This window comes from Janibacter sp. CX7, assembly GCF_024362365.1.
Classification (GTDB): Bacteria; Actinomycetota; Actinomycetes; order Actinomycetales; family Dermatophilaceae; genus Janibacter.
In genome coordinates, this window is record NZ_CP101464.1 from 1,925,348 (window position 1) to 1,947,159 (window position 21,812).

Annotated in this window: 22 protein-coding genes and 2 tRNA genes; 18 read left to right on the plus strand and 6 right to left on the minus strand. The window is 71.0% G+C overall.

Annotated elements, in window-relative coordinates; translation table 11 throughout:
- The first annotated feature begins 154 nt into the window (after positions 1-154).
- The 3 genes from NMQ01_RS09390 (at position 155) to NMQ01_RS09400 (ending at position 2,109) form a co-directional block, all read left to right on the plus strand.
- Positions 155-757 carry a hypothetical protein gene (locus NMQ01_RS09390; RefSeq protein WP_255183682.1) on the plus strand — a complete coding sequence of 201 codons (603 nt, stop codon included), beginning with the start codon at positions 155-157 and terminating at the stop codon, positions 755-757.
- A 122-nt stretch (positions 758-879) separates the two neighbouring features.
- Positions 880-1,461, plus strand: a complete 582-nt coding sequence (locus NMQ01_RS09395) for a hypothetical protein (protein WP_255183683.1) — start codon at positions 880-882, stop codon at positions 1,459-1,461.
- Positions 1,462-1,500: 39 nt separating this feature from the next.
- Positions 1,501-2,109, plus strand: coding sequence for an MOSC domain-containing protein (locus tag NMQ01_RS09400; protein ID WP_255183684.1), 609 nt, complete (start codon positions 1,501-1,503; stop codon positions 2,107-2,109).
- Between the two features lie 122 nt (positions 2,110-2,231).
- Here the strand turns inward: NMQ01_RS09400 and NMQ01_RS09405 are convergent, their stop codons facing one another.
- A complete protein-coding gene (locus NMQ01_RS09405; RefSeq protein ID WP_255183685.1) occupies positions 2,232-3,383 on the minus strand; it encodes a glycerophosphodiester phosphodiesterase family protein in 1,152 nt (383 codons plus the stop codon).
- Positions 3,384-3,532: 149 nt separating this feature from the next.
- On the opposite strand from NMQ01_RS09405, the gene argG reads away from it, so the two are divergent.
- The 11 genes from argG to NMQ01_RS09465 all read left to right on the plus strand — a co-directional run bounded on the left by argG (position 3,533) and on the right by NMQ01_RS09465 (position 14,978).
- On the plus strand, positions 3,533-4,960 hold the full coding sequence (argG, locus tag NMQ01_RS09410; RefSeq protein WP_255183686.1) for an argininosuccinate synthase: 1,428 nt from the start codon (positions 3,533-3,535) through the stop codon (positions 4,958-4,960).
- Positions 4,961-5,080: 120 nt separating this feature from the next.
- Positions 5,081-6,262, plus strand: coding sequence for a CdaR family transcriptional regulator (locus NMQ01_RS09415; protein ID WP_255183687.1), 1,182 nt, complete (start codon positions 5,081-5,083; stop codon positions 6,260-6,262).
- Positions 6,263-6,317: 55 nt separating this feature from the next.
- Positions 6,318-7,499: an acyltransferase domain-containing protein gene (locus NMQ01_RS09420; RefSeq protein ID WP_369694806.1), complete on the plus strand. Its 1,182-nt coding sequence runs from the start codon at positions 6,318-6,320 to the stop codon at positions 7,497-7,499.
- Positions 7,496-8,500, plus strand: coding sequence for a beta-ketoacyl-ACP synthase III (locus NMQ01_RS09430; protein WP_255183688.1), 1,005 nt, complete (start codon positions 7,496-7,498; stop codon positions 8,498-8,500). The genes NMQ01_RS09420 and NMQ01_RS09430 overlap by 4 nt, the downstream gene beginning before the upstream one ends.
- A gap of 70 nt (positions 8,501-8,570) precedes the next feature.
- Positions 8,571-8,822 (plus strand): acyl carrier protein, encoded by a 252-nt coding sequence (locus NMQ01_RS09435; protein ID WP_255183689.1) that lies wholly within the window; start codon positions 8,571-8,573, stop codon positions 8,820-8,822.
- Positions 8,823-8,900: 78 nt separating this feature from the next.
- On the plus strand, positions 8,901-10,151 hold the full coding sequence (gene fabF / locus NMQ01_RS09440) for a beta-ketoacyl-ACP synthase II (protein ID WP_255183690.1): 1,251 nt from the start codon (positions 8,901-8,903) through the stop codon (positions 10,149-10,151).
- 47 nt (positions 10,152-10,198) lie between these two features.
- Positions 10,199-11,587, plus strand: coding sequence for an acyl-CoA carboxylase subunit beta (locus NMQ01_RS09445; protein ID WP_303708386.1), 1,389 nt, complete (start codon positions 10,199-10,201; stop codon positions 11,585-11,587).
- A gap of 105 nt (positions 11,588-11,692) precedes the next feature.
- Complete coding sequence (locus NMQ01_RS09450; RefSeq protein ID WP_255183692.1) at positions 11,693-12,466, plus strand: amino acid ABC transporter ATP-binding protein; 774 nt, start codon at positions 11,693-11,695, stop codon at positions 12,464-12,466.
- A 31-nt stretch (positions 12,467-12,497) separates the two neighbouring features.
- Positions 12,498-13,334, plus strand: a complete 837-nt coding sequence (locus NMQ01_RS09455) for a glutamate ABC transporter substrate-binding protein (RefSeq protein WP_255183693.1) — start codon at positions 12,498-12,500, stop codon at positions 13,332-13,334.
- A 91-nt stretch (positions 13,335-13,425) separates the two neighbouring features.
- On the plus strand, positions 13,426-14,106 hold the full coding sequence (locus tag NMQ01_RS09460) for an amino acid ABC transporter permease (RefSeq protein WP_255183694.1): 681 nt from the start codon (positions 13,426-13,428) through the stop codon (positions 14,104-14,106).
- Positions 14,103-14,978 (plus strand): amino acid ABC transporter permease, encoded by an 876-nt coding sequence (locus NMQ01_RS09465; protein WP_255183695.1) that lies wholly within the window; start codon positions 14,103-14,105, stop codon positions 14,976-14,978. The genes NMQ01_RS09460 and NMQ01_RS09465 overlap by 4 nt, the downstream gene beginning before the upstream one ends.
- Positions 14,979-15,090: 112 nt before the next feature.
- Here the strand turns inward: NMQ01_RS09465 and NMQ01_RS09470 are convergent, their stop codons facing one another.
- From NMQ01_RS09470 to NMQ01_RS09480, 3 genes are all read right to left on the minus strand, one after another.
- Positions 15,091-15,753, minus strand: coding sequence for a Rid family hydrolase (locus NMQ01_RS09470; protein WP_255183696.1), 663 nt, complete (start codon positions 15,751-15,753; stop codon positions 15,091-15,093).
- Positions 15,754-15,824: 71 nt separating this feature from the next.
- Positions 15,825-17,384, minus strand: coding sequence for a flavin monoamine oxidase family protein (locus tag NMQ01_RS09475; protein ID WP_255183697.1), 1,560 nt, complete (start codon positions 17,382-17,384; stop codon positions 15,825-15,827).
- Between the two features lie 297 nt (positions 17,385-17,681).
- On the minus strand, positions 17,682-18,194 hold the full coding sequence (locus NMQ01_RS09480; RefSeq protein WP_255183698.1) for a DUF3145 domain-containing protein: 513 nt from the start codon (positions 18,192-18,194) through the stop codon (positions 17,682-17,684).
- 243 nt (positions 18,195-18,437) lie between these two features.
- Between NMQ01_RS09480 and NMQ01_RS09485 the strand changes: the two genes are divergently transcribed.
- From NMQ01_RS09485 to NMQ01_RS09495, 3 genes are all read left to right on the plus strand, one after another.
- A tRNA-Ile gene (locus NMQ01_RS09485) sits at positions 18,438-18,514 on the plus strand.
- Between the two features lie 147 nt (positions 18,515-18,661).
- Complete coding sequence (locus NMQ01_RS09490; protein ID WP_255183699.1) at positions 18,662-19,243, plus strand: hypothetical protein; 582 nt, start codon at positions 18,662-18,664, stop codon at positions 19,241-19,243.
- Between the two features lie 168 nt (positions 19,244-19,411).
- Positions 19,412-20,074: a hypothetical protein gene (locus tag NMQ01_RS09495; RefSeq protein ID WP_255183700.1), complete on the plus strand. Its 663-nt coding sequence runs from the start codon at positions 19,412-19,414 to the stop codon at positions 20,072-20,074.
- An 18-nt stretch (positions 20,075-20,092) separates the two neighbouring features.
- Here the strand turns inward: NMQ01_RS09495 and NMQ01_RS09500 are convergent, their stop codons facing one another.
- Positions 20,093-20,626 carry a glycine cleavage system protein R gene (locus tag NMQ01_RS09500; RefSeq protein ID WP_255183701.1) on the minus strand — a complete coding sequence of 178 codons (534 nt, stop codon included), beginning with the start codon at positions 20,624-20,626 and terminating at the stop codon, positions 20,093-20,095.
- A gap of 57 nt (positions 20,627-20,683) precedes the next feature.
- Here NMQ01_RS09500 and NMQ01_RS09505 point away from each other — a divergent pair, with 57 nt between their 5' ends.
- Positions 20,684-21,640 carry a transporter substrate-binding domain-containing protein gene (locus NMQ01_RS09505; RefSeq protein ID WP_255183702.1) on the plus strand — a complete coding sequence of 319 codons (957 nt, stop codon included), beginning with the start codon at positions 20,684-20,686 and terminating at the stop codon, positions 21,638-21,640.
- 51 nt (positions 21,641-21,691) lie between these two features.
- On the opposite strand, the gene NMQ01_RS09510 is transcribed toward NMQ01_RS09505, so the two are convergent.
- A tRNA-Asn gene (locus tag NMQ01_RS09510) sits at positions 21,692-21,767 on the minus strand.
- Positions 21,768-21,812 lie beyond the last annotated feature (45 nt).

Consider the following 21,812-nt stretch of genomic DNA (forward strand, 5'->3'; position numbering starts at 1 on the left):
CCACCCGGAGACGCGGTGGCCGGGGCTTCGTCGTGAGCGCGAAGGGAGGTCACGACCCGGTCTCGACGCGGGCGCCGCAGCAACCCGCGAGTGCCCGGCGACGTCTGCGGCATCGGGTGGCACCACCGCCACCCCTGATGCAAGGGGACACACGATGACATCACGCACCACCACCGCACTGCTCGCAGCGACTCCGCTCGCGCTGGGCCTGGCCCTGGCCGCGGCGCCGCAGGCGAGCGCCGCGACGACACCGCCCGCCGACGCCGAGCTCCTCGTGCAGGTCGCCGACGTCTACTCGGGCCACCTCGAGGGCATCGCGGGCAACCGGCACCGCGTGCGGGTCGCCCAGGTCGACGGCCGGACCACCGGCTTCGTCCAGTCCTGGACCTGCCCGTCGGAGGCGACGGTGACCACCCGCTGGGTCTCGCCGTCGTGCACGCACCGGTCGACCTTCAGCCTGCGGGAGCAGTGGGGCGCCCCGCCGCAGGCGCGAGTGAGCTCGACCGGGCGCTCGGGCGTCATCGCGGGCAAGCTCGTCGGGGTCAACCGCACGACGGGGTGGCAGCGCTCCTTCACGGTCGACCTCACGATGCGGGCCGGCACCGGCGCGACGGCCGACCGCGACCCGGCACCCTCCGACGGCGAGAGCACGACCGTGTGGTCGACGGCCACCTTCTCCGGCGACGTCTCGGGTGCCGACGTGTGGGTGAAGGGGACGCCGCAGGGCACCTCGAGCCTCTTCGGCTGGACGGACTGACAGCTGCGTCCACCGTCACGGGGAGGTCACGATCGGTGGCCTCCCCGAACCATGTCCCGGCGACAGCCTTCTGCTCTGGTGTGGGCGACAACGAGGTCACCCACGATCGAGAGGGGACACTCATGAACACTCGACGACTGGCTCTGGCCACGCTGCCGCTCGCGGCCGCGCTCATCGCGACGATGGCACCCACTGCCACGGCCACGACCACCGAGGTTGCGGCCACGCCGCCCGACTCGGACAGCCTGCTCTTCGGCTTCCACGACGCGCTCCGTGGGAGCGTCGCCGGCACGCCGGGCAACCGGCACCACCTCTACCTGCTCGACGGCGAGGGCCCGGCGACCGGGTACCTGCGCTCCTACACCTGTCCCGAGGACGCACCCTTCACCGACTCCTGGGCGTCGCAGCGCTGCACCCACCTGCTGACCCAGGACCTGCGTCCGCAGTGGGGCAACCCGCCGACGGCGTGGATCAGCTCGACCGGCCGGTCCGGCGTCTTCCGCACGGACAAGCTCGTCGGCACCAACAGGGCGACCGGGTACCGACGCGCGGTCTCCGCCGACCTGACCTTCGTCGCCGGGAAGACGGCCGAGCCGCTGGGTGCTGACGGGCACTACGCGTGGTCGACAGCGGACGCCCGCGGCAACCTCGGCGGCGCCACCGTCTGGATCACGGGCAATGCCTGGTTCGGCTGGACCGTCTGACGGGACTGGGGGTGTGCCCACGCATGGCAGGATCTCCGCGTGGGCACCCCCTTCGTCAGGTCCGTGAGCAGCGACGAGCTGCACCGCTTCAGCAAGCAACCGCGCGCGGCCATCGAGCTCGTCGCCGGCCTTGGCGTGCGCGGTGATGCCCACGCCGGGACCCTCGTGCAGCACCGGTCCCGGGTGCGGCGCGACCCCAACCAGCCCAACCTGCGCCAGGTCCACCTCATCCAGGCCGACCTCCTCGAGGAGGCCCGAGCGGCCGGGCACGACATCGGCCCGGGCTCTCTCGGCGAGAACGTGCTCACCGACGGAGTCGACCTGCTCGCCCTGCCCGAGGGCACCCGCCTGCACCTGGGTGAGGCCGTCGTGCGGCTCACCGGGCTGCGCAACCCCTGCCGGCAGATCGACGAGCACTCGCACGGGCTGCTCAAGGTCGTCGTCCGGCGCGTCGACGGCGTGGCCACCCGCACCGACTCGCAGGTCGAGCTGGGCCCCACGGGCGGCGTGCAGGCCCTCGACGGCGTCGGCATCGAGCGGCGGGCCGGCGTGATGTCGGTCGTCGAGGTCGGCGGCAGCGTGCGCCCGGGCGACCCGATCGAGGTCGTGCTGCCGCCCGAGCCGCACACCCCGCTCGTCCCCGTCTGACCCGCCCGCCGAGGTCAGTTGACCAGCGGTGACCACCTGAGGAGGTTCCGAGGCTCCTTGCGTCCACCGCGCACGACGAAGGGAGGTCCGCACCGGGTGCGGACCTCCCTTCGTCAGGTGGATCAGTTGTCGGCGAGGAAGTCCTCGCGGGCCTCGACGCAGATGTCGGGCTGGTCGCAGAAGGCGCCGTCGATGCCGACCTCGTAGAAGCGGGTGACCTCGTCGGCCATCCGACCGTGGGCGGCCGGGTCGGTGCCGATCCGGTAGTCCGTCGGGAGGAAGGTGTTCTCGGCGCGGAAGGTCCACGGCGTGACCTTCAGCCCCGCGGCGTGGGCGTCCTCGACGAAGCTCGTCGGCTCACCCAGGCTGCCGTCGGAGTTGCGGGCGATGACTGCGTTCTTCTCCGGGCCGAAGCCGTCGATCCACTGCGACAGGTCCTGCATCGACGAAGCGGTGGTCAGCTCGGCATAGGTCGTGCCCTGCTCGTGCAGGTCGTAGGGGCCGCCCTTGACCGTCGTGAGGAAGGTGCTCTTGCCCTTGTAGCCGTGCTCGTCGCGCAGGTCCTTGAGCGCGGTGAGCTCGAAGGACTGGACCCACAGCGGGGCCTTGGGGTGGTTGAGGTGGTACGTCGTCACCAGACGGGCGACCTCGGCCTCGGGGTCGAAGCCCTCGTCGTGGAGGTAGGTCGAGTGCTTGATCTCCGGGATGATGCCGATGACGCGACCGGTCTTGCGAGAGAGGGTCTCTCGCTTGGCCAGGACCTCCTCGAAGGTCGGCACCTCGAACTGGCCGTCATAGCCCCGGGACTCCGGACGCATGTCACCCAGGCGCTCCTTGGCGCGCAGCGTCTTCAGCTCGGCGAGGGTGAAGTCGTCGACGAACCAGCCGGTGACCTGCGTGCCGTCGAGGTTCTTCGTCGTCCTGCGGTCGGCGAACTCCGGGTGGTCGGCGACATCGGTGGTGCCCGAGATCTCCGGCTCGTGGCGGTCGACGAGGACGCCGTCCTTGGTCATGACGAGGTCGGGCTCGATGTAGTCGGCGCCCTGCTCGACGGCCAGGTCGTAGGCGGCGAGGGTGTGCTCGGGGCGGTAACCCGAGGCGCCGCGGTGGGCGAGGACGAGCGGGTCGGCCATGTTCTTCTCCCGGTAGCCGGGGTTGCCCGACGCGGCCTGGACCTGGGCGTCAGGGGCCGCGGTGGCGGCGGTCGAGGTGGCCAGCGGCGCGACGAGCGCGGCGGCAGCCAGGAGTCCGGTGGCGATCTTCGTGGGGTGCATGTCGGGGACGGTAGGGGCGTCGTGCTCACCATCTGCCGACATCACCGTGTCGCCGTCGTGACCAGTCGATGAACGCACGGGAGTCCCCCTTCGCCTCCGAGTCCCGGACCGGGGACGGCGACGGGCTGCCGAGGTCCTAGGGTGGGGGCGTGTCCAAGGTACTGACTTCCCTCCCTGTTGGTGAACGTGTCGGCATCGCCTTCTCCGGCGGTCTCGACACCTCGGTGGCCGTCGCGTGGATGCGCGAGAAGGGGGCGGTGCCGTGCACGTACACCGCCGACCTCGGCCAGTACGACGAGGACGACATCGAGTCGATCCCCGGTCGCGCCGGCCAGTACGGCTCCGAGCTCTCCCGCCTCGTCGACTGCAAGGGCCCGCTCGTCGAGGAGGGCCTGTCCGCGATCGCGTGCGGCGCCTTCCACATCCGCAGCGGCGGGCGCACCTACTTCAACACCACCCCGCTCGGCCGCGCCGTCACCGGCACGCTGCTCGTGCGGGCGATGAAGGAGGACGGCGTCTCCATCTGGGGCGACGGCTCGACCTTCAAGGGCAACGACATCGAGCGCTTCTACCGCTACGGCCTCATGGCCAACCCCGGCCTGCGCATCTACAAGCCGTGGCTCGACGCCGACTTCGTCACCGAGCTCGGCGGCCGCCAGGAGATGTCCGAGTGGCTCACCGAGCGCGGCCTGCCCTATCGCGACAGCGCGGAGAAGGCATACTCCACCGACGCCAACATCTGGGGCGCCACCCACGAGGCGAAGACCCTCGAGCACCTCGACGTCTCGCTCGAGACGGTCGAGCCGATCATGGGCGTGCGCTTCTGGGACCCGCAGGTCGCCATCGAGGCCGAGGACGTCACCGTGCGCTTCGAGCGCGGCCGCCCGGTCGCGATCAACGGTGACGACTTCGGCGGCGACGCCGTCGCCCTGGTCATGGCCGCCAACACCATCGGCGGTCGCCACGGCCTGGGCATGTCGGACCAGATCGAGAACCGCATCATCGAGGCGAAGTCCCGCGGCATCTACGAGGGCCCGGCGATGGCTCTGCTGCACCTCACCTACGAGCGCCTGCTCAACGCGATCCACAACGAGGACACCATCGCGAGCTATCACGCCGAGGGCCGCCGCCTCGGCCGGCTGCTCTACGAGGGCCGCTGGTTCGACCCGCAGGCGCTCATGCTGCGCGAGTCGCTGCAGCGCTGGGTCGCCTCCGTCGTCACCGGCGAGGTCACCGTGCGCCTGCGCCGCGGCGAGGACTGGACGATCGTCAACACCGTGGGCGAGCACTTCAGCTACCACCCCGACAAGCTGTCGATGGAGCGCACCGACAATGCCGCCTTCGGCCCGGTCGACCGCATCGGCCAGCTGACGATGCGCAACCTCGACATCGCCGACAGCCGCAGCAAGCTCGAGGTCTACGCCGCGCAGGACCAGCTCTCCGGTGGCTACCTCGAGATCATGGGCGAGCTCGAGGCCGGCGGTGGCGACCAGATCGCCTCCAACCCGGCCGCGGCCAACGTCGACGACGAGGACGACGCCCTCGACCGCGCGGCCATGGAGTTCGGCACCGACTGAGCCCGCGGAGGAGCACCACTCCCGAAGGGAGGGTGCGGCCGATGTGGCCGCACCCTCCCTTCGTCCGTTCTGCTCGCGACCCGTGAGACCTCTTGTGGTCTTCACACATAGGATGACGGGGTGTCGCGCCGTGGCCTCGTCTCCCTGACCACCCGTCGGCAGGTCCGTCGCAGGGGCGGCGACCTGGCCCGGGCGGCGACCCAGCGGCTCGAGGCGACGCACGACTGGTACGCCACGCTCAGCGCCCAGGAGCGCTCCTGGGTGGCGCTCGTCGCGCAGGCCGGGATCGCCAACTTCATCGAGTGGCTCGACGGCACCGAGCGGGCCGACACCCGCACGACCTTCGGCGCCGCACCACGGGAGCTGACGCGCACGATCAGCCTCGCCCAGACCCTCGAGCTCGCCCGCTCCGTGGTCGACGTCGTCGAGGAGCACGTCGACGAGCTCGCCAAGCCTGCTGACGTCACCGACCTGCGCATCGCGGTGCTGCGCTACTCGCGCGAGATCGCCTTCGGCGCCGCCCAGGTCTACGCCCATGCTGCCGAGCAGCGAGGGGCCTGGGATGCCCGCCTCGAGTCCCTCGTCATCGACGCGGTCATGCGCGGCGAGGTCGACGAGTCGATCCGCACGAGGGCAGCGGCGCTGGGGTGGGGTGATGTCACCGACGTCGTTGTCCTCGTAGGCGGCTCGCCCCGCAGCGACGAGGATGACGACGACCCGACCGCCGCCGTGGCCGAGGTGCACCGCACGGCACAGCGTCTCGACCTGCCGGTGCTCGCCGGCGTGCAGGGCAGCCGCCTCGTCGCAGTCGTCGGCTCCGTCAGCGACCCGGCCGCCACGGCCGCCGACTTCGCCGGCTGCTTCGCCGACGGCGATCTCGTCCACGGCCCCCTCGTCACCGACCTCACCGAAGGTGCCGTCTCGGCCCACGCCGCCGTCGCCGGGCACGTCGCCGCCCCGGGCTGGCCCGGCCGACCCCGACCGGTCGCCGCGGACGACCTCCTCGGGGAGCGAGCCGTCGCCGGCGACGACCTCGCCCACGCCGCCCTCGTCGAGCAGGTGCACCACCGGCTCGCCGAGCACCCGAGCCTGCTCGAGACCGCACGCACCCACCTCGACTCCCCCGGTCTCGAGGCGACCTCCCGCGCCCTCATCGTCCACGTCAACACGGTGCGCTACCGCCTCGGCCGGATCAGCGAGGTCACCGGCTACGACCTCACCGACCCGCACGAGGCCTTCACCGTGCGTGTCGCCCTGACCCTCGGCGCCATTTTGGAGGAACCCTCCAACTCCGACGGGTGATTCTCTGGCGTGGTCGACCTCGCCCGCGCCGCCCTTCGCCCGCGACTCTGGATGGGTGCTCGCCATCACCTGCCCCGGTCAGGGCTCCCAGACGCCCGGCTTCCTCTCTCCATGGCTCGAGCTGCCCGGCGTGGCCGACCGCCTGCACTGGCTGTCCGCCGTCGCCGGCATCGACCTCGCCACCCACGGCACGACGAGCGACGAGGAGACGATCAAGGACACGGCGGTCGCGCAGCCGCTCATCGTCGCCGCGGGCCTGCTGTCGCTGCTGGCGCTCTTCGAGCACCCGGCCGACGGCTTCCGCGTCGTCGGCGCCGGTGCCGGCCACAGCGTCGGTGAGATCACCGCGGCCTCGGCTGCCGGCGTCATCTCCGCCGAGCAGGCCATGGTCCTCGTCCGCGAGCGCGGTCGCGGCATGGCCGCCGCGGCACAGGCCACCCCCACCGGCATGAGCGCCGTCCTCGGTGGCGACCCCGACGAGGTGCTCACCGTCCTCGAGCAGCACGGCCTCACCCCGGCCAACGTCAACGGCGCCGGTCAGGTCGTGGCCGCCGGCACGATGGAGCAGCTCGCGGCCCTGGCCGAGGCCCCGCCGGCCAAGGCGCGGGTCATGCCCCTCAAGGTTGCCGGCGCCTTCCACACGGAGCACATGTCCCCCGCCGTCGCCGAGATGGGCCGCCTCGCCCGAGCCGTCTCGACCCACGACGCCCGGGTCCCGCTCGTCTCCAACGTCGACGGTGCCGTCATCCACTCCGGCCGCGAGGTGCTCTCGCGCATCGTCAGCCAGGTGAGCAACCCGGTGCGCTGGGACCTGTGCATGGAGACGCTCAAGGACCTCGGCGTCACCGGCGTCATCGAGATCCCTCCGGCCGGTGCCCTCACCGGTCTGGCCAAGCGCGGCCTCAAGGGTGTCGAGGTGCTCGCCCTCAAGACGCCCGACGACCTCGAGGCCGCCCACCGCATGGTGCGCGAGCACGGCTCGGCGCGGTCGGCCTCCCAGCCGACCTGGCGCCTGGTCACCGCGCCGGTCAAGGGCACCGTCGAGGTCGGCTCGAGCGCTCCCGGCGCGGCCGTCACCCCGGGCGACGTCGTCGCCCGCATCTCCTCCCTTCGCGACACGCTCGAGGTGCGGGCCGACCACGGCGGCACCGTCGTCGAGTGGCTCGTCGAGGACGGCGACCCGGTCTCCCCCGGCCAGCCCCTGCTGCGCCTGCACCCCGAGGGGTCGATCGCGTGAGCGCCTCGACCCTGGGCGTCCCCGACGTCCTGCACCACGCGCGCATCACGGGCATCGGCGCCTACCGCCCCGAGCGGGTCGTCCCCAACAGCGAGATCATCGAGGCGATCGACTCCTCCGACGAGTGGATCCGCGAGCGCTCCGGCATCGCCTCGCGCCACAAGGCGGCCGAGGACGAGAGCGTCGTCGACATGGCCGAGCACGCCTCGCGCGCGGCCCTCGACTACGCCGGCCTGGGCGCCGACCAGGTCGACGCCGTGCTCGTCGCCACGGTGACCCACCCCTACCAGACGCCCGCCGCCGCCCCGATCCTCGCGGCCCGGCTCGGCTCCGGCGCAGCGGCCTTCGACATCTCCGCCGCGTGTGCGGGCTACTGCCACGCGATCTCCGTGGCCAACGACATGGTCCGTGTCGGCACCGCCGAGCACGTCCTCGTCGTCGGGGTCGAGAAGCTGCTCGACTTCACCGACCCGCAGGACCGCGGCTCCGCCTTCATCTTCGGCGACGGCGCCGGTGCCGCTGTCGTCTCCCGCAGCGAGACCCCGGGCATCGGCCCGACCGTGTGGGGCAGCGACGGCGACAAGCACCGCTTCATCACGCAGCGCGATGCCTGGACCGAGCTGCGGGACGACCGGGACCTGCGCTGGCCGGCGATCATCATGGAGGGTCCGAGCGTCTTCCGCTGGGCCGTGTGGTCGATGGCCAAGGAGGCCCAGCGAGCGCTCGACGTCGCCGGGGTCCGCGCCGACGAGCTCGCCGCCTTCATCCCCCACCAGGCCAACGTGCGGATCATCGACCAGATGGCCAAGACCCTGGGTCTGCCGGCCGACCTGCCGATCGCCCGCGACATCGTCACCACGGCCAACACCTCCGCGGCCTCGGTCCCCCTCGCGATGGAGCGCATGCTCCGCGAAGGCGAGGTCGAGCCCGGCGGTCTGGCGCTCCAGATCGGCTTCGGTGCCGGTCTCGTCTGGGCCGCGCAGGTCGTGACCCTCCCCTAGTTCACCCGTCGGTCCGACGGGTCATCGGGCCAGCACACCGCCCCAACCCGCAACACGAAGGAGCAGTTCCATGGCATTCAGCGACCAGGAGATCCTCGACGGCCTCGCCGAGATCGTCTCGGAGGAGACCGGTGTCGACGCGTCCGAGGTGACCGCCGACAAGACCTTCACGGACGACCTCGACGTCGACTCGCTGTCGATGATGACGATCGCCGTCACCGCCGAGGAGAAGTTCGGGGCCAAGATCCCCGACGAGGAGGTCAAGAACCTCAAGACCGTCGGCGACGCCGTCAACTTCATCAAGGCCAACCAGCCGGCCTGACCCGGTGACGTTCCCCCCTTCGTCACGAGCGAAGGGGGGAACCGCCCGGCCTCGTCCACCGACCCACAGGAGCCCCGCATGTCCTCTCCCCGACCCACCGTCGTCGTCACCGGCGTCGGAGCCACGACCCCGCTCGGCGGCACCGCCGAGGAGACCTGGCAGGCACTGCTCGCCGGCCGTCCCGGCGCGCGCGCCCTCGACGCCTCCTGGGTCGAGGAGTTCGAGCTGCCGGTGAGCTTCGCCGCGCAGCTGACGACCCCCGTGTCCGAGGTGCTCAAGAAGGTCGAGACCAAGCGCCTCGACCCCTTCGCCCAGTACGCCCTCGTCGCCGCCCGTGAGGCGTGGGCCAATGCCGGCTCCCCCGAAGTCGAGCCGGAGCGCCTCGCCAGTGCCGTCGGCACCGGCATCGGTGGCGTGCAGACCCTGCTCACCGCGTGGGAGGCCCTGCGCACCAAGGGTCCTCGACGCGTCTACCCGCTCTCCATCCCGATGCTCATGCCCAACTCGGCGTCGGGCACGGTCTCCCTGGAGTTCGGCGCCCGGGCCGGTGCGCACACCCTCGTCTCCGCCTGCTCCTCCGGCGCCGAGTCGATCGGCTACGGCGCCCAGCTCATCCGCGACGGCAAGGCCGATGTCGTCATCGCCGGCGGCTCCGAGGCCTCGATCCACCCGCTGCCCATCTCCGGCTTCGCCGCGATGCAGGCGCTCTCGACGCGCAACGACTCCCCCGAGACCGCCTCGCGCCCCTACGACTCCGACCGTGACGGCTTCGTCCTCGGCGAGGGCGGCGCGATCCTCGTCCTCGAGTCCGAGGAGCACGCCCGCGCCCGCGGCGCCGACATCATCTGCACCCTCGCCGGCTTCGGCGTGAGCGCCGACTCGCACCACATCGCGGCCCCCGAGCCCAAGGGCGCCGGCGCCTCCCGCGCCATGGCCGACGCGGTCCGCGACGCCGGGGCCACCCCGGCCGACCTCGTGCACATCAACGCGCACGCGACGTCGACGCCCGTCGGCGACGTCGCCGAGGTCGCCGCGATCCGCCGGGCCTTCGGCGCCGACGCCGACCACATGGCCATCAGCGGCACGAAGTCCATGACCGGCCACCTCCTGGGGGCCGCCGGGGCCCTGGAGGCGATCTTCGCCGCGCTGTCCGTGCGCGACCGGGTCGCGCCGCCGACGATCAACATCGACAACCTCGACCCGGCGGTCGACCTCGACATCGTCCGCGACACCCCCCGCCAGCTCGGCGACGGTGATCTGCTCGTCCTCGACAACAGCTTCGGCTTCGGCGGGCACAACGTCGCCCTCGCCTTCGGGACGCACTCGTGACCCGCCAGCCCAATGCCGCCTCCGCCGCGGTCGGCAAGCGCGTCAAGGTGCCCCGCGAGCAGGACCCGCGCAACCCCAACCACCGGATCGCTGACTTCGTCGACGAGGGCTCGGTCGAGCTCCTCACCCCTGACGACGACTCGGGCATGCTCGCCGCGACGGGCACCGTGGGCGGCCAGCCGGTCGTCGTCTTCGCCTCCGACGCGACGATCATGGGCGGCGCCATGGGCGTCGCCGGCTGCAAGGTCGTCGTCGCCGCCTACGAGCGCGCCCTCGCCGACGGCGTCCCCGTCGTCGGCCTGTGGCACTCCGGCGGGGCGCGCCTGCCCGAGGGGGTCGTCTCGCTACACGCCGTCGGCGAGGTCTTCGCGATCATGACCCGCGCGTCGGGCAAGATCCCGCAGATCTCCGTCGTCATCGGCGCCGCGGCCGGCGGTGCCGCCTACGGTCCCGCCCTCACCGACATCGTCATCCTCGCCCCGGAGGGGCGCATCTTCGTCACCGGACCCGATGTCGTCCGGTCGGTCACGGGCGAGGACGTCGACGCCCTTCGCCTCGGTGGTCCCGAGCCGCACGGTCGCCGCTCCGGCGTCGTCCACGTGCTCGCCGAGTCCATCGACGACGCCTACGGCCGGGCCGGCACCCTGTGCCGCCTGCTGAGCGACCAGGGCGACTTCGACCTCGCGGCCGTCACCGATGTCGACCTCGCCGAGCAGCTGCCGGAGTCGGCGAAGCGGGCCTACGACGTGCACCCCCTCGTCGAGCAGCTGCTCGACAGCGGCGAGGTGCAGGAGCTGCACGGCCGGTGGGCGCCCAACATCGTCACGACGCTCGGCCGCATGGGCGGACGCACCGTCGGCGTCATCGCCAACAACCCGATGCGCCTCGGCGGTTGCCTCGACTCGTCGTCGGCGGAGAAGGCGGCGCGCTTCGTGCGCATGTGCGATGCCTTCGGCGTCCCGCTCGTCGTCCTCGTCGACGTGCCCGGCTACCTGCCCGGCGTCGGCCAGGAATGGGACGGCGTCGTGCGAAGGGGGGCCAAGCTCCTGCACGCCTTCGCCGAGGCCGTCGTCCCCCGGGTCACCGTCGTCACCCGCAAGACCTACGGCGGTGCCTACATCGCGATGAACTCGCGCTCGCTCGGCGCGACGAAGGTCTTCGCCTGGCCGGAGGCGCACGTGGCCGTCATGGGCTCGGTCGCGGCCATCCGCATCCTGCACCGCCGACGGCTCGCCGAGGTCGACGAGTCGGAGGTCGCCGAGGTCGAGCAGCAGCTCGCCGACGAGCACGACCGGCTCTCGGGCGGTCTGCCGCGGGCGGTCGAGATCGGTGTCGTCGACGAGATCGTCGAGCCCACCCGCACCCGCTCGGCCGTCGCGACGGCCCTCGCGGAGGCGCCTGCTCGCCGCGGCGAGCACGGCAACATCCCGCTCTGACGAGCCCAGCCCACACCGCGCCGGCGTGACCGGAGTGTCTCACTCAGGTCACGTCGGCGCGCGTGCGTGACCACGGGCACACTCGGGCGGGATAGGTTCGGTCGCATGCCGAGCGACACCGCGCCCCGCGAGACCGGGACCCACGAGCCCCTCGTCGTCCTCACCGACGTCAACAAGCACTTCGGGCAGCTCCACGTGCTCAAGGACATCAACCTCACCGTCGGCCGAGGCGAGGTCGTCGTCGTCATCGGGCCGTCCGGGTCGGGCAAGTCGACGCTGTGCCGCACGATCAACCGGTTGGAGACCTTCGAGTCGGGCAGCATCACCGTCGACGGCAAGCCCCTGCCCGAGGAGGGCAAGGAGCTGGCCCGGCTGCGCGCCGACGTCGGCATGGTCTTCCAGTCCTTCAACCTCTTCGCGCACAAGACGATCCTCGACAACGTCACGCTCGGCCCGATCAAGGTGCGCAAGAAGTCCAAGGCCGAGGCGACCGCCCGGGCCAAGGAGCTGCTCACCCGGGTCGGCGTCGACGCCCAGTCCTCGAAGTACCCCGCCCAGCTCTCCGGCGGCCAGCAGCAGCGCGTCGCCATCGCCCGCTCCCTCGCCATGGACCCCAAGGTCATGCTCTTCGACGAGCCGACGTCGGCCCTCGACCCCGAGATGATCAACGAGGTCCTCGACGTCATGACCCAGCTCGCGCAGACCGGCATGACGATGATCGTCGTCACCCACGAGATGGGCTTCGCCCGGCGCGCGGCCGACCGGGTCGTCTTCATGGCCGACGGGCAGATCGTCGAGACGGCGACGCCCGAGGAGTTCTTCACCAACCCTCGCAGCGATCGCGCCAAGGACTTCCTCGGCAAGATCCTCAGCCACTGACCAGCGCACGACCCAACCAGGAGGAACAACCATGATGACGCGACGACTCGGCGCAGCAGGAGCAACCCTCGTCCTCGCCCTGGGCCTGGCGGCCTGCGGCGGCGACAGCGGGGGCGGGAGCGGATCCGGTGGCTCCGGAGACGACAGCAGCATCAAGATCGGCATCAAGTTCGACCAGCCGGGTCTCGGCCTGAAGGAGGGCAACACCTACTCCGGCTTCGACGTGGACGTCGCCAACTACGTGGCCAAGGAGCTCGGCAAGACGGACGTGCAGTTCGTCCAGGCCCCGAGCAAGCAGCGCGAGGACCTCATCGCCACCGGCCAGGTCGACCTGATCTTCGCCACCTACTCGATCACCGACGAGCGCAAGGAGAAGGTCTCCTTCGCCGGGCCGTACTTCATCGCCGGCCAGGACCTGCTCGTCGCCACCGACGCCAAGATCACCGGGCCCAAGGACCTCGACGGCAAGAAGCTGTGCTCGGTCACCGGCTCCACGTCGGCGGACAACGTCAAGAAGGAGGTCCCGGGCGTCAACCTCCAGGAGTTCGACACCTACTCCAAGTGCGCGGAGGCCGTCTCCAAGGGCCAGCTCGACGCCCTGACGACCGACGACACGATCCTCGCCGGCTACGCAGCGCAGGAGCAGTACAAGGGCAAGCTCAAGGTCGTCGGCGCGCCCTTCTCCGAGGAGCGCTACGGCGTCGGCCTGAAGAAGGGCGACACCGCGCTCTGCGAGGACGTCAACAAGGCCCTGACCAAGATGGTCGACGACGGCGAGTGGGACAAGGCGGTGGAGAAGAACTTCGGTCCGGCGAACTTCAAGGTCGACGCCAAGACCAACCCGCCGAAGCTCGACGCCTGCTCCTGACCGGGTGGACGAAGGGGGCCGGCCACCTGCGCGAGGTGCGCTCGGCCCCCTTCGTCCCACCGCTGACGACGCCATCGACAAGGAGTAGTGGATGAGCGAGCTCTTCCAGCAGTTCGACGTGTGGGGAGCCTTCTGGCTGACGATCAAGCTGGCCGTCTTCTCCCTCGCGGGGGCTCTCGTGCTCGGCACGATCATCGCCATCATGCGGGTCTCGCCGGTGGCGATCTTCCGCTTCGCCGGGGCGGCCTACGTCAACATCGTGCGCAACACCCCGCTGACGCTGATCCTCACCTTCACGATCATGGTCATGCTCTACGACCTGGGCATCAACCTCGCCGACGAGAACAGCCCGACGTCGATCACCGACAACGGCGTGCGCTGGGCGATCGTCGGACTCGTCGTCTACCACGCCTCCTTCGTCTGCGAGGCGATCCGCAGCGGCATCAACACCGTGCCGCCGGGCCAGGCCGAGGCCGCCCGCTCGATTGGCCTGGGCTTCACGCAGAACCTGCGCCACGTCGTGCTGCCGCAGGCGATTCGCGGGTCCATCGCGCCCCTGGCGTCGGTGACCATCGCGCTCATCAAGAACACGACCGTCGCGGCGGCCATCGGCGTCGCCGAGACCGCGGCCTTCATGAGCGAGGCGATCGAGCTGCGGGCCGACCTCAACTACGTGACCTTCGCCCTCGTGGCCGGCTTCTTCCTGCTCCTCACCCTGCCGATCGGCATCGGGCTGACGAGCCTGTCGCGACGAATGGCGGTGAAGCGATGAGCACCCAGACCGTCCTCTTCGACAACCCGGGCCCCAGGGCGCGGATGCGCTACCGGATCATCGCCGTGCTCGGCCTGCTCGTCGCCGCCGCGATCCTGTGGGTCGTCGTCGGCAAGCTCAACGAGTACGAGGAGTTCTCCGGCGCGAAGTGGTCGCCCATGGCCACCTGGGAGACCTGGCGCTACTACCTGCTCCTCGGGCTGTGGAACACGGTCAAGGCGGCCGCGCTGTCGGTCCTCGGCGCGAGCATCTTCGGCTTCGTCTTCGGCTCGGGCCGGCTGTCGGGCCACCGGGTCATCCGCTGGCTCAGCGGCGCGGTCGTCGAGTTCTTCCGCGCGATCCCCGTGCTGATCATGATGATCTTCTTCTTCGGGATCTACGCCTACAACGGCGTCTTCTCGGCGGAGATCAACCCGCTGGCCGCGGTCGTCACGGCGCTGACCCTCTACAACGGTGCGGTCATGGCCGAGCTGCTGCGCTCGGGCGTGCACTCGCTGCCCTCCGGCCAGCGCGAGGCCGGCCTGGCGGTGGGGCTGTCGCCGGGTCAGGTGCTGCGCTCGATCCAGATCCCACAGGCGGTCACCGCCATGCTGCCGGCGCTGGTCAGCCAGCTCGTCGTCATCCTCAAGGACACCGCGCTCGGCACCGTCATCACCTATCCGGAGCTGCTGCAGCAGGGGCAGAACCTCTCGTCGCTGCACTCCAACATCTTCGCCGCGCTCGTCGTCGTCGCGATCGTCTTCATCCTCGTCAACTGGGGCCTGACCTCGCTCGCCGGCCTGCTCGAGCGGCGGATCAACCGTCGTGGACGCACCGCTGGCGATGCTCTGGCGACAGCCCCGACCGTGGCCGGAGCCGCCGCCGACGACTGACGCCTCCTCCCCACGAGACGGTCGAAGGGAGGGGACGCGCGACTCGCGCGTCCCCTCCCTTCGTCATGCCGGTGGTCCCGTCACCCCACGTGACGGCACCTCCGGGGCCGGGTCACTTCTTGCCGTTGCCCTTGGGGTAGGCGGCGGTCACCTCGACCTCGACGAGCCAGCCCTGGACCGGCAGGTTCTCCACCTCGACCGCGAAGCGCGACGGGCGGGCGGAGTTGGTGACGATCGGGTTCTTCGGTGCGGCGGTGCCCATCGAGACCGGGATCGGCTTGCCCGTGGACAGGCTGGTGTTGGCGAAGTACTGGCGGTAGGCCCGGTTCCAGCCGTTGAAGTCGGCCGTCTCGGCGCCCTCCGGGTTGGACAGGAAGACGCGCATCGTCGTGACGTCGTCGTAGTCCAGACCGGCGCGCTCGAGATTGTTGCCGATGGCCTCGAGCACGTTGAGGCCCTGCGCCTCGGTGACCGTCACACCCTGCGGCAGGGTGCCGCCGGGGAAGGTCGCCGCGTCGATGTAGCGCTCGGCGGACCCGGCCGGAGCGCTCGGGTTGGCGGAGGTCGGACCGAGGCCGCTCGCCTGGTACGTCGAGAGGTTGGAGCCGAGCGCGACGCCGTCGGCGATCATCGGGTTGTCCTGGCCGGCCGGCAGGACGCGGGTGTACTCGGTCGGCTTCGGCGGGCCGACGGCCTTGAAGGTCGCGGCCCCGGCGGGGAGACCGACGGCGAGACCGCAGACGGTGGCGATGGCGATGGTGGAGCGACGACGCATGGTGGTGCCCTTCGTGGTGGTGTGGCGGTGCTGTGCAGGGGTGGTGCCGGTGCGGGGGGTGTGGCTCGGGGTCACGAGGTGACCCTCGTGTGGATCGCCGCGACCGCGGCGCGGGCGGAGGTCATCGCCCCGTGCTGCCAGGCGATGGCGTGCGAGAGGTGGTCACCGGCGAAGTGGACGCGGCCGCTCGGCTCGAGAAGCTTGGCGTAGGGGGTGCCGGGGCCCTGGCCGTCGGGCCAGCTGACCCACGCGCCCTCGATGTGCGGCACCCTCATCCAGTCGACGGAGAAGGCCGACTGCACGCCCTCGGCGTAGGTCGGACCGAAGATCTCCGCGCCCTGGGCGACGGCCTTGGCCTGGCGGGCGGCCGGCGAGAGCTGGCCGTAGGTGCGGGCGGAGGCGCCGGTGTTGTAGTAGCCGATGACGACGCCGCCATCGCCCTGGAAGCCGTGCGAGGGGAACCACATGTTGGCCAGCTCGTTGGAGGAGTTGGTGATGCCGCCGTAGAGGTCGTGGTCCTGCTCCCACCAGCGTCGCGAGTACTCGATGCCGATCTTGCCGGCGTCACTCACGCTGGCCGACTTCATGGCCGCGACGACGTCCTTGGGCAGGTTGGAGCTGATCTTGGCGGTGATGTGCGGGGGCATCGCGGCGACGCAGTAGTCGGCCGTGATGCGGCGGGTGCCGCCCTTGGTCCGGTAGGCCACCTCGACGCCGTCGGCCGAGGTGCGGATGTCGGTGACGACGGCCTGGTAGGTGATGTTGCCCTTGCTGACGGCCTTTTCCAGGGCGTAGGCGATGCGGTCCATGCCCCCGACGGGCTGGAACATCATCATCGACTGGTCCCAGCTGAGCTCGAAGGGGAAGTAGTTGCCGATGCCGCTCAGCAGCACGTCGCTCATCGACCACGGGTCGAGCGGGACGCCCGCCTGCAGGCCTTCGGCCGGCTCCTCGGAGTAGCCTCGCCGACCGCCTCCGGTGTACGCGTAGCTGCTGTTGAGGCCACCGAGACCGGTGAGCAGGCGCAGCAGCGCGGTCTTCTCGGCCGCGGACAGGCTCGAGTCGAGGGAGCCTGACGTCGTCGCCTGGGCGAGCAGCTCGCTGATGTAGCCCAGGACGTCGGACTTGGCCGCCCGGTGCTTGATCCGCTCACCGTCGAGCGCCGTGCCGGGGCGCCAGAGGTACGCCTCGGCGTTGACGTTGACGAAGGGCTCGATGGCCACGCCGAGTTCGCGGCAGTAGTCGAGGGTGACGTGGTGCTGCGGGATCCGGCCGGGGCCGGCGTTCATGTACTCCCCGCGGGAGAACGACGCCCGCTGCGTGCGTCCCTGGGTGTCCGTCGCGCTCGTGCCGCCGCGGACGGTCCAGTTGCGTCCGCCGGGCCGGTCCATGGCCTCGAGGACCGTGACGTCGTAGCCACCCTTGCGCAGCTCGTAGGCCGCGGTCAGGCCCGCGATCCCCCCGCCGAGCACGACGACCTTGGTCCCCTTGCCTCGTGACCCGCTGAGCGGGGTGAAGTCGGGGGTCTCGACGGCGTGGGCGGGCGAGCCGACGGCGGCGGTCAGGGCGGCCAGGCCGGCGGTGAGCCCGCCTGCCTGCAGGACGGTACGACGTGAGGTCGAGTCGATCATCAGCACTCCTGTGGTTGGGTGCGATGACGCTATGGAGGCCGCGTTTCTTGGTCTCGCGCAACGGGTTTCGGCACGGTGACGTGGACGGGTGGTGTGTGAATCACCTGTAAATCCATCGCGCTACCGGCATGTCAGGTCACGGAGCCGCTCCCCCGGTCCCTGAGGCAGCTATCTCCCGCTCCCTGTGGAAGGTCGCGCAGCGACCGCCTCGAAGGGCGCTTCGAAGGGCAGCACGAAGGGGGCTGCGCCAAGGAGGGTGCGCAGCCCCCTTCGTGCATGGGGCGTGGGTGGGTCCGGTCAGCCGACCTTGTGCAGCCACCGGACGGGGGCACCGTCGCCCGCGTGGCGGAATGGCTCGAGCTCGGCGTCCCAGGCGTCGCCGAGCAGCTCGCCGAGCATGTCCTCGACGGCCTCACCGGCGCCCTGGGCGAGGGTCATGACCTCACGCAGGCGGTTTTCGTGCAGGACGACGTCGCCGGACGCGCTGATCGTCGCGTGGTGGATGCCGAGGGTGGGCGTGTGGCTCCAGCGGGAGCCGTCGAGCCCCGGCGTGGGCTCCTCGGTGACCTCATAGCGCACGTTGTCCCAGCCGCGAAGGGCGGAAGCCAGCTTGGCGCCGGTGCCGGGCTCCCCCGTCCAGGAGAACTCGGCACGCTTGAGCGACCGGCCGAGCTGCTGCTCGGTCCAGTCCAGTGACACAGCCTGATCCAGCACGGACTCGAGCGCCCACGTGATGTGGGGGCACAGGGCCGTCGGGGTGCTGTGGATGAACACCACACCTCGGGTGCTGATGCGCTTTCCTGCAGACATCCTGATCCTCCTTGAGTGCGATGGACGTCTTCCCCAACGCCAGGCACTCCCTGCAAGGACCGAACGGCTGCGGCGCAATGACACTCTGCGGCGTGCTGCTCGAGCGATATGTGCACGCGAACGTGCTTGTGCGGCCATTGTGCCCCAACTACCACAGGAGCACCAGCCCTCACCGTGGCCCCTCCCTCACCACGTGTCGCGCGGCGTGACGGGGTAACCTCACGCCGTCGCCTGCGGGCGAAGGGGGCGATAGCTCAGTCGGTCAGAGCAGCGGACTCATAATCCGTCGGTCCTGGGTTCAAGCCCCAGTCGCCCCACCACACTCACCGTCTCCAACTCCGCAAGACCCCAGGGTTTTGCGGAGTTGCCGTTCGGCGACAGCCTCTCGCGCACCGGCACGGCCGGGAGCATCCTTGGTGGATGCGGCGACAACGGTGCCGCCGCCCGAGTCAGGGGATGTGGGCGTCATGAGCAGGACGAGATCGATGAGAGCGCGGCTGGCAGCCGCGACGTGCGCGGCGGCGATGGCCGTCGCGGGAGGCGCTCTGGCGAGCGCACCGGCGCAGGCGAAACCGACTGCGGCGCAGACGAGCACGGCGTGCTCGACCAGCTGGGGTTCCTGGGCCAAGCAGGCCCCGACGATGTCGTGGTCGCAGATCACCAACGCACGAGCCGGTCGGCACACCTGCTTCGACCGCTTCGTCGTCGACCTGCGCGGAACGCTGCGCGGTTACGACGTGCGCTACGCGCCCGTCTACACCGAGGGCCAGGGCAAGCGGGTGTGGCTCAAGGGCGACGCCGACCTGCGGGTCATCGTGCGCGGCCCGGCCTACGACAGTCGCGGTCGGGCGACCTACGACCCCCGCTCGAAGCTCAACGCGGTCGACGTGACCAGCTTCCGGACCTTCCGCCAGATCGCCTTCGCGGGCAGCTTCGAGGGGCAGAGCACCTTCGGCATCGGCACGCGGGCCCGCCTGCCGATGCGCGCCTTCATCACGCCCACGACGGGAGGTTCGCGACTCGTCGTGGACGTCGCGCACACCTGGTGACCGGCCGCGCACTGAGCACGTGCAGCGGGGGGTGAGTGGCCTCCTGACCGAGGCGTCCGACAAAGATCCCGATGGGGTCTGGTGGTTGTCGGCGGCTGGCTCTAATCTTCTCCTCGGTCGGGGGGCTGCCCCGCCACACTCCCTTCGCTCATCCGAGGTCATCCACCCATGCTCAAGCGCGCCGCGGCTGCCGCCGCCCTCTCCCTCGTCCCCATCGCGGTCACCGCGGTCCCGGCCCAGGCCGCCTACTCCTGCGGGGTCACCGTCCCCAGCAAGGTCTCGATCACCAGCTACTACCGGACGATCACCGGCAAGTACAGCCAGGGGTGCCTCCTGTACGCGGAGGACGCTGCGTGGAGCGTCGTCCACCCGACCCAGGGCCCCGAGGACATGTTCTGGTTCGACGGTGCGTCCAGCGAGTCCCTCGACTGGTACAGCTGGGAGCCGCTCGGCACCTACACGGTTCAGCCCGAGGGCGCCTTCGACTACAACTACAACGACATGACCCAGAACACGACGAAGATGACGGTCAAGCTCGGCGCCCGCCAGACGATCAGCACCAGCCGCGCCGGCAGCTATGTCACCGTCAAGGGCACCGCGACCCGCTTCTCCCCCAACGCGGACCAGTTCCGCGCCTGGTCGGGCACCAAGGTCACCCTCCGGCAGAAGACCTGCTCCTCCTGCTCCTGGAAGTGGGTCAAGTCCGGCACGACCGACCGCTACGGCCGGGTGACGCTCAAGGCCTATGCCTCCACCGCGCGCTACTGGCAGCTCGCGACGGCCGACACCAGCACCACGTGGGGTCGCGCCTCCTCGTCGGCCAAGCGCTGACGCGGATCGGCCTGTCCCTCAGTCCTCGTCGTCGTGGGGGCTGAGGGTCAGGTCGACCATGATCTCGGTGGCGAGCCGCTCGAGGTCGGCCTGCAGCGCGTCGAGGTCGGTGCCGGCGGGCACCGTCGCGACGGCGATCGCCTCGAAGAGCCGTCCGCCCGCCATCGGCGCGTCGCTCGTCGTGCTCACCAGCTCGGCGACGCTCAGCCCGTGCTGGGCGAGCACCCCCGAGACCGCACCGACGATGCCGGGGCGGTCGTTGCCGAGCAGCTCGACCCGCACGTCCTGGCCGCCCCCAGCCGGGTCGGCGGGCGCACTGCCGTCGTGCACGGTGACGTCGAGCAAACCCTGCAGGGGCTCGAGCGCGGTGCGCAGCGCGTCGGCCCGGTCGCTCGGCACCGAGACGACGACGATGCCGGCGAACTTGCCCGCGAGCTCGCTCAGGTGGCTGCGCTCCCAGTTGCCACCGCCGGTCTCGATGACGTCGGCGAGAGCCTTGACGAGTCCGGCGCGGTCGTCGCCGATGACGGAGAGGACGAGTGTCGTGGTCACACCTGCAGCCTAGTCACCGGGCTGCGAGGATGGGCACGTCCGACGAAGGGGGACGACGTGCGCCGTGTCCGTGCGCTGGCTGCCGCCGCCATCGGCGCTGCCCTGCTCACCGCGTGCGTGCGACCCGTCGACGTCGACCCGACGGGCAGCGGCCAGCCCCCCGAGACCGGGTCCACCTCGACGCTCACGCCGTCGAGCACGCCGGGACCGAGCCCCAGCCTCCACGCGACCGACCTGCCCCGCACGCTGCGGGTGGCCATCTCCTACGACCAGCCGGGCGTCGGCCTGCGCGAGGGCAGCAGCTACAGCGGGCTCGACGTCGACGTCGCCCGCTACGTCGCGCAGTACCTCGGCATCTCGCGGATCAGCTTCGTCCGGGCCGTCACCGACCAGCGCGAGACGCTCCTCGAGACCGGTCAGGCCGACCTCGTCCTCGCGGCTTACTCGATGACGCCGGAGCGAGCCGACGACGTGACCTTCGCCGGGCCCTACCTGGCGACCGGGCAGGACCTGCTCGTGCGCGCCCGCAGCACGATCAGCTCGCCACGGCAGCTGCGTGGCTTCACCGTCTGCACCGTCCAGGGGTCACGCTCGACCGACGAGCTCGTCGACGCCTACCCGGGCCTGCACCTGACCGTGCAGCCGACGATCTCCGACTGCGTCGCCATGCTGCAGCAGGACAAGGTCAAGGCGGTCACGTCCGACGCGGCGATCCTCCTCCCCTTCGCCCGGGAGTCGAGGGGACGTGACCGGCTGCGCCTGACCGGCCGGCTCTTCACCCAGGAGCGCTGGGGCGTCGCCATGCGGCGCGAGGACACCGTCCTGTGCGAGGACGTCAATGATGCGCTCGCGGACATGGTCGAGACCGGTGCGTGGCGGCGGGCAGTGCGCGCCAACCTCGGCACCAGCTGGAGTCTGCCGACCCGCACCCTTACTCCCCCGACGCTGGGCGACTGCCCCGCTCCGCGCTCCCCCAGCCCGAGCGGGTCCGACGGCCCTCCGACCTCGAGCTGAGGCGGCATGCGAGAGGCCCGCAGTCCGTGTGGACGTGCGGGCCTCTCGTGCTGGCTCCCCCGGTTGGACTCGAACCAACAACCCTCCGGTTAACAGCCGAATGCTCTGCCAATTGAGCTACAGGGGATCGCGCCGAAGCGCTGCGCCACCATAGCAAGAAGGTGGCCGCGAC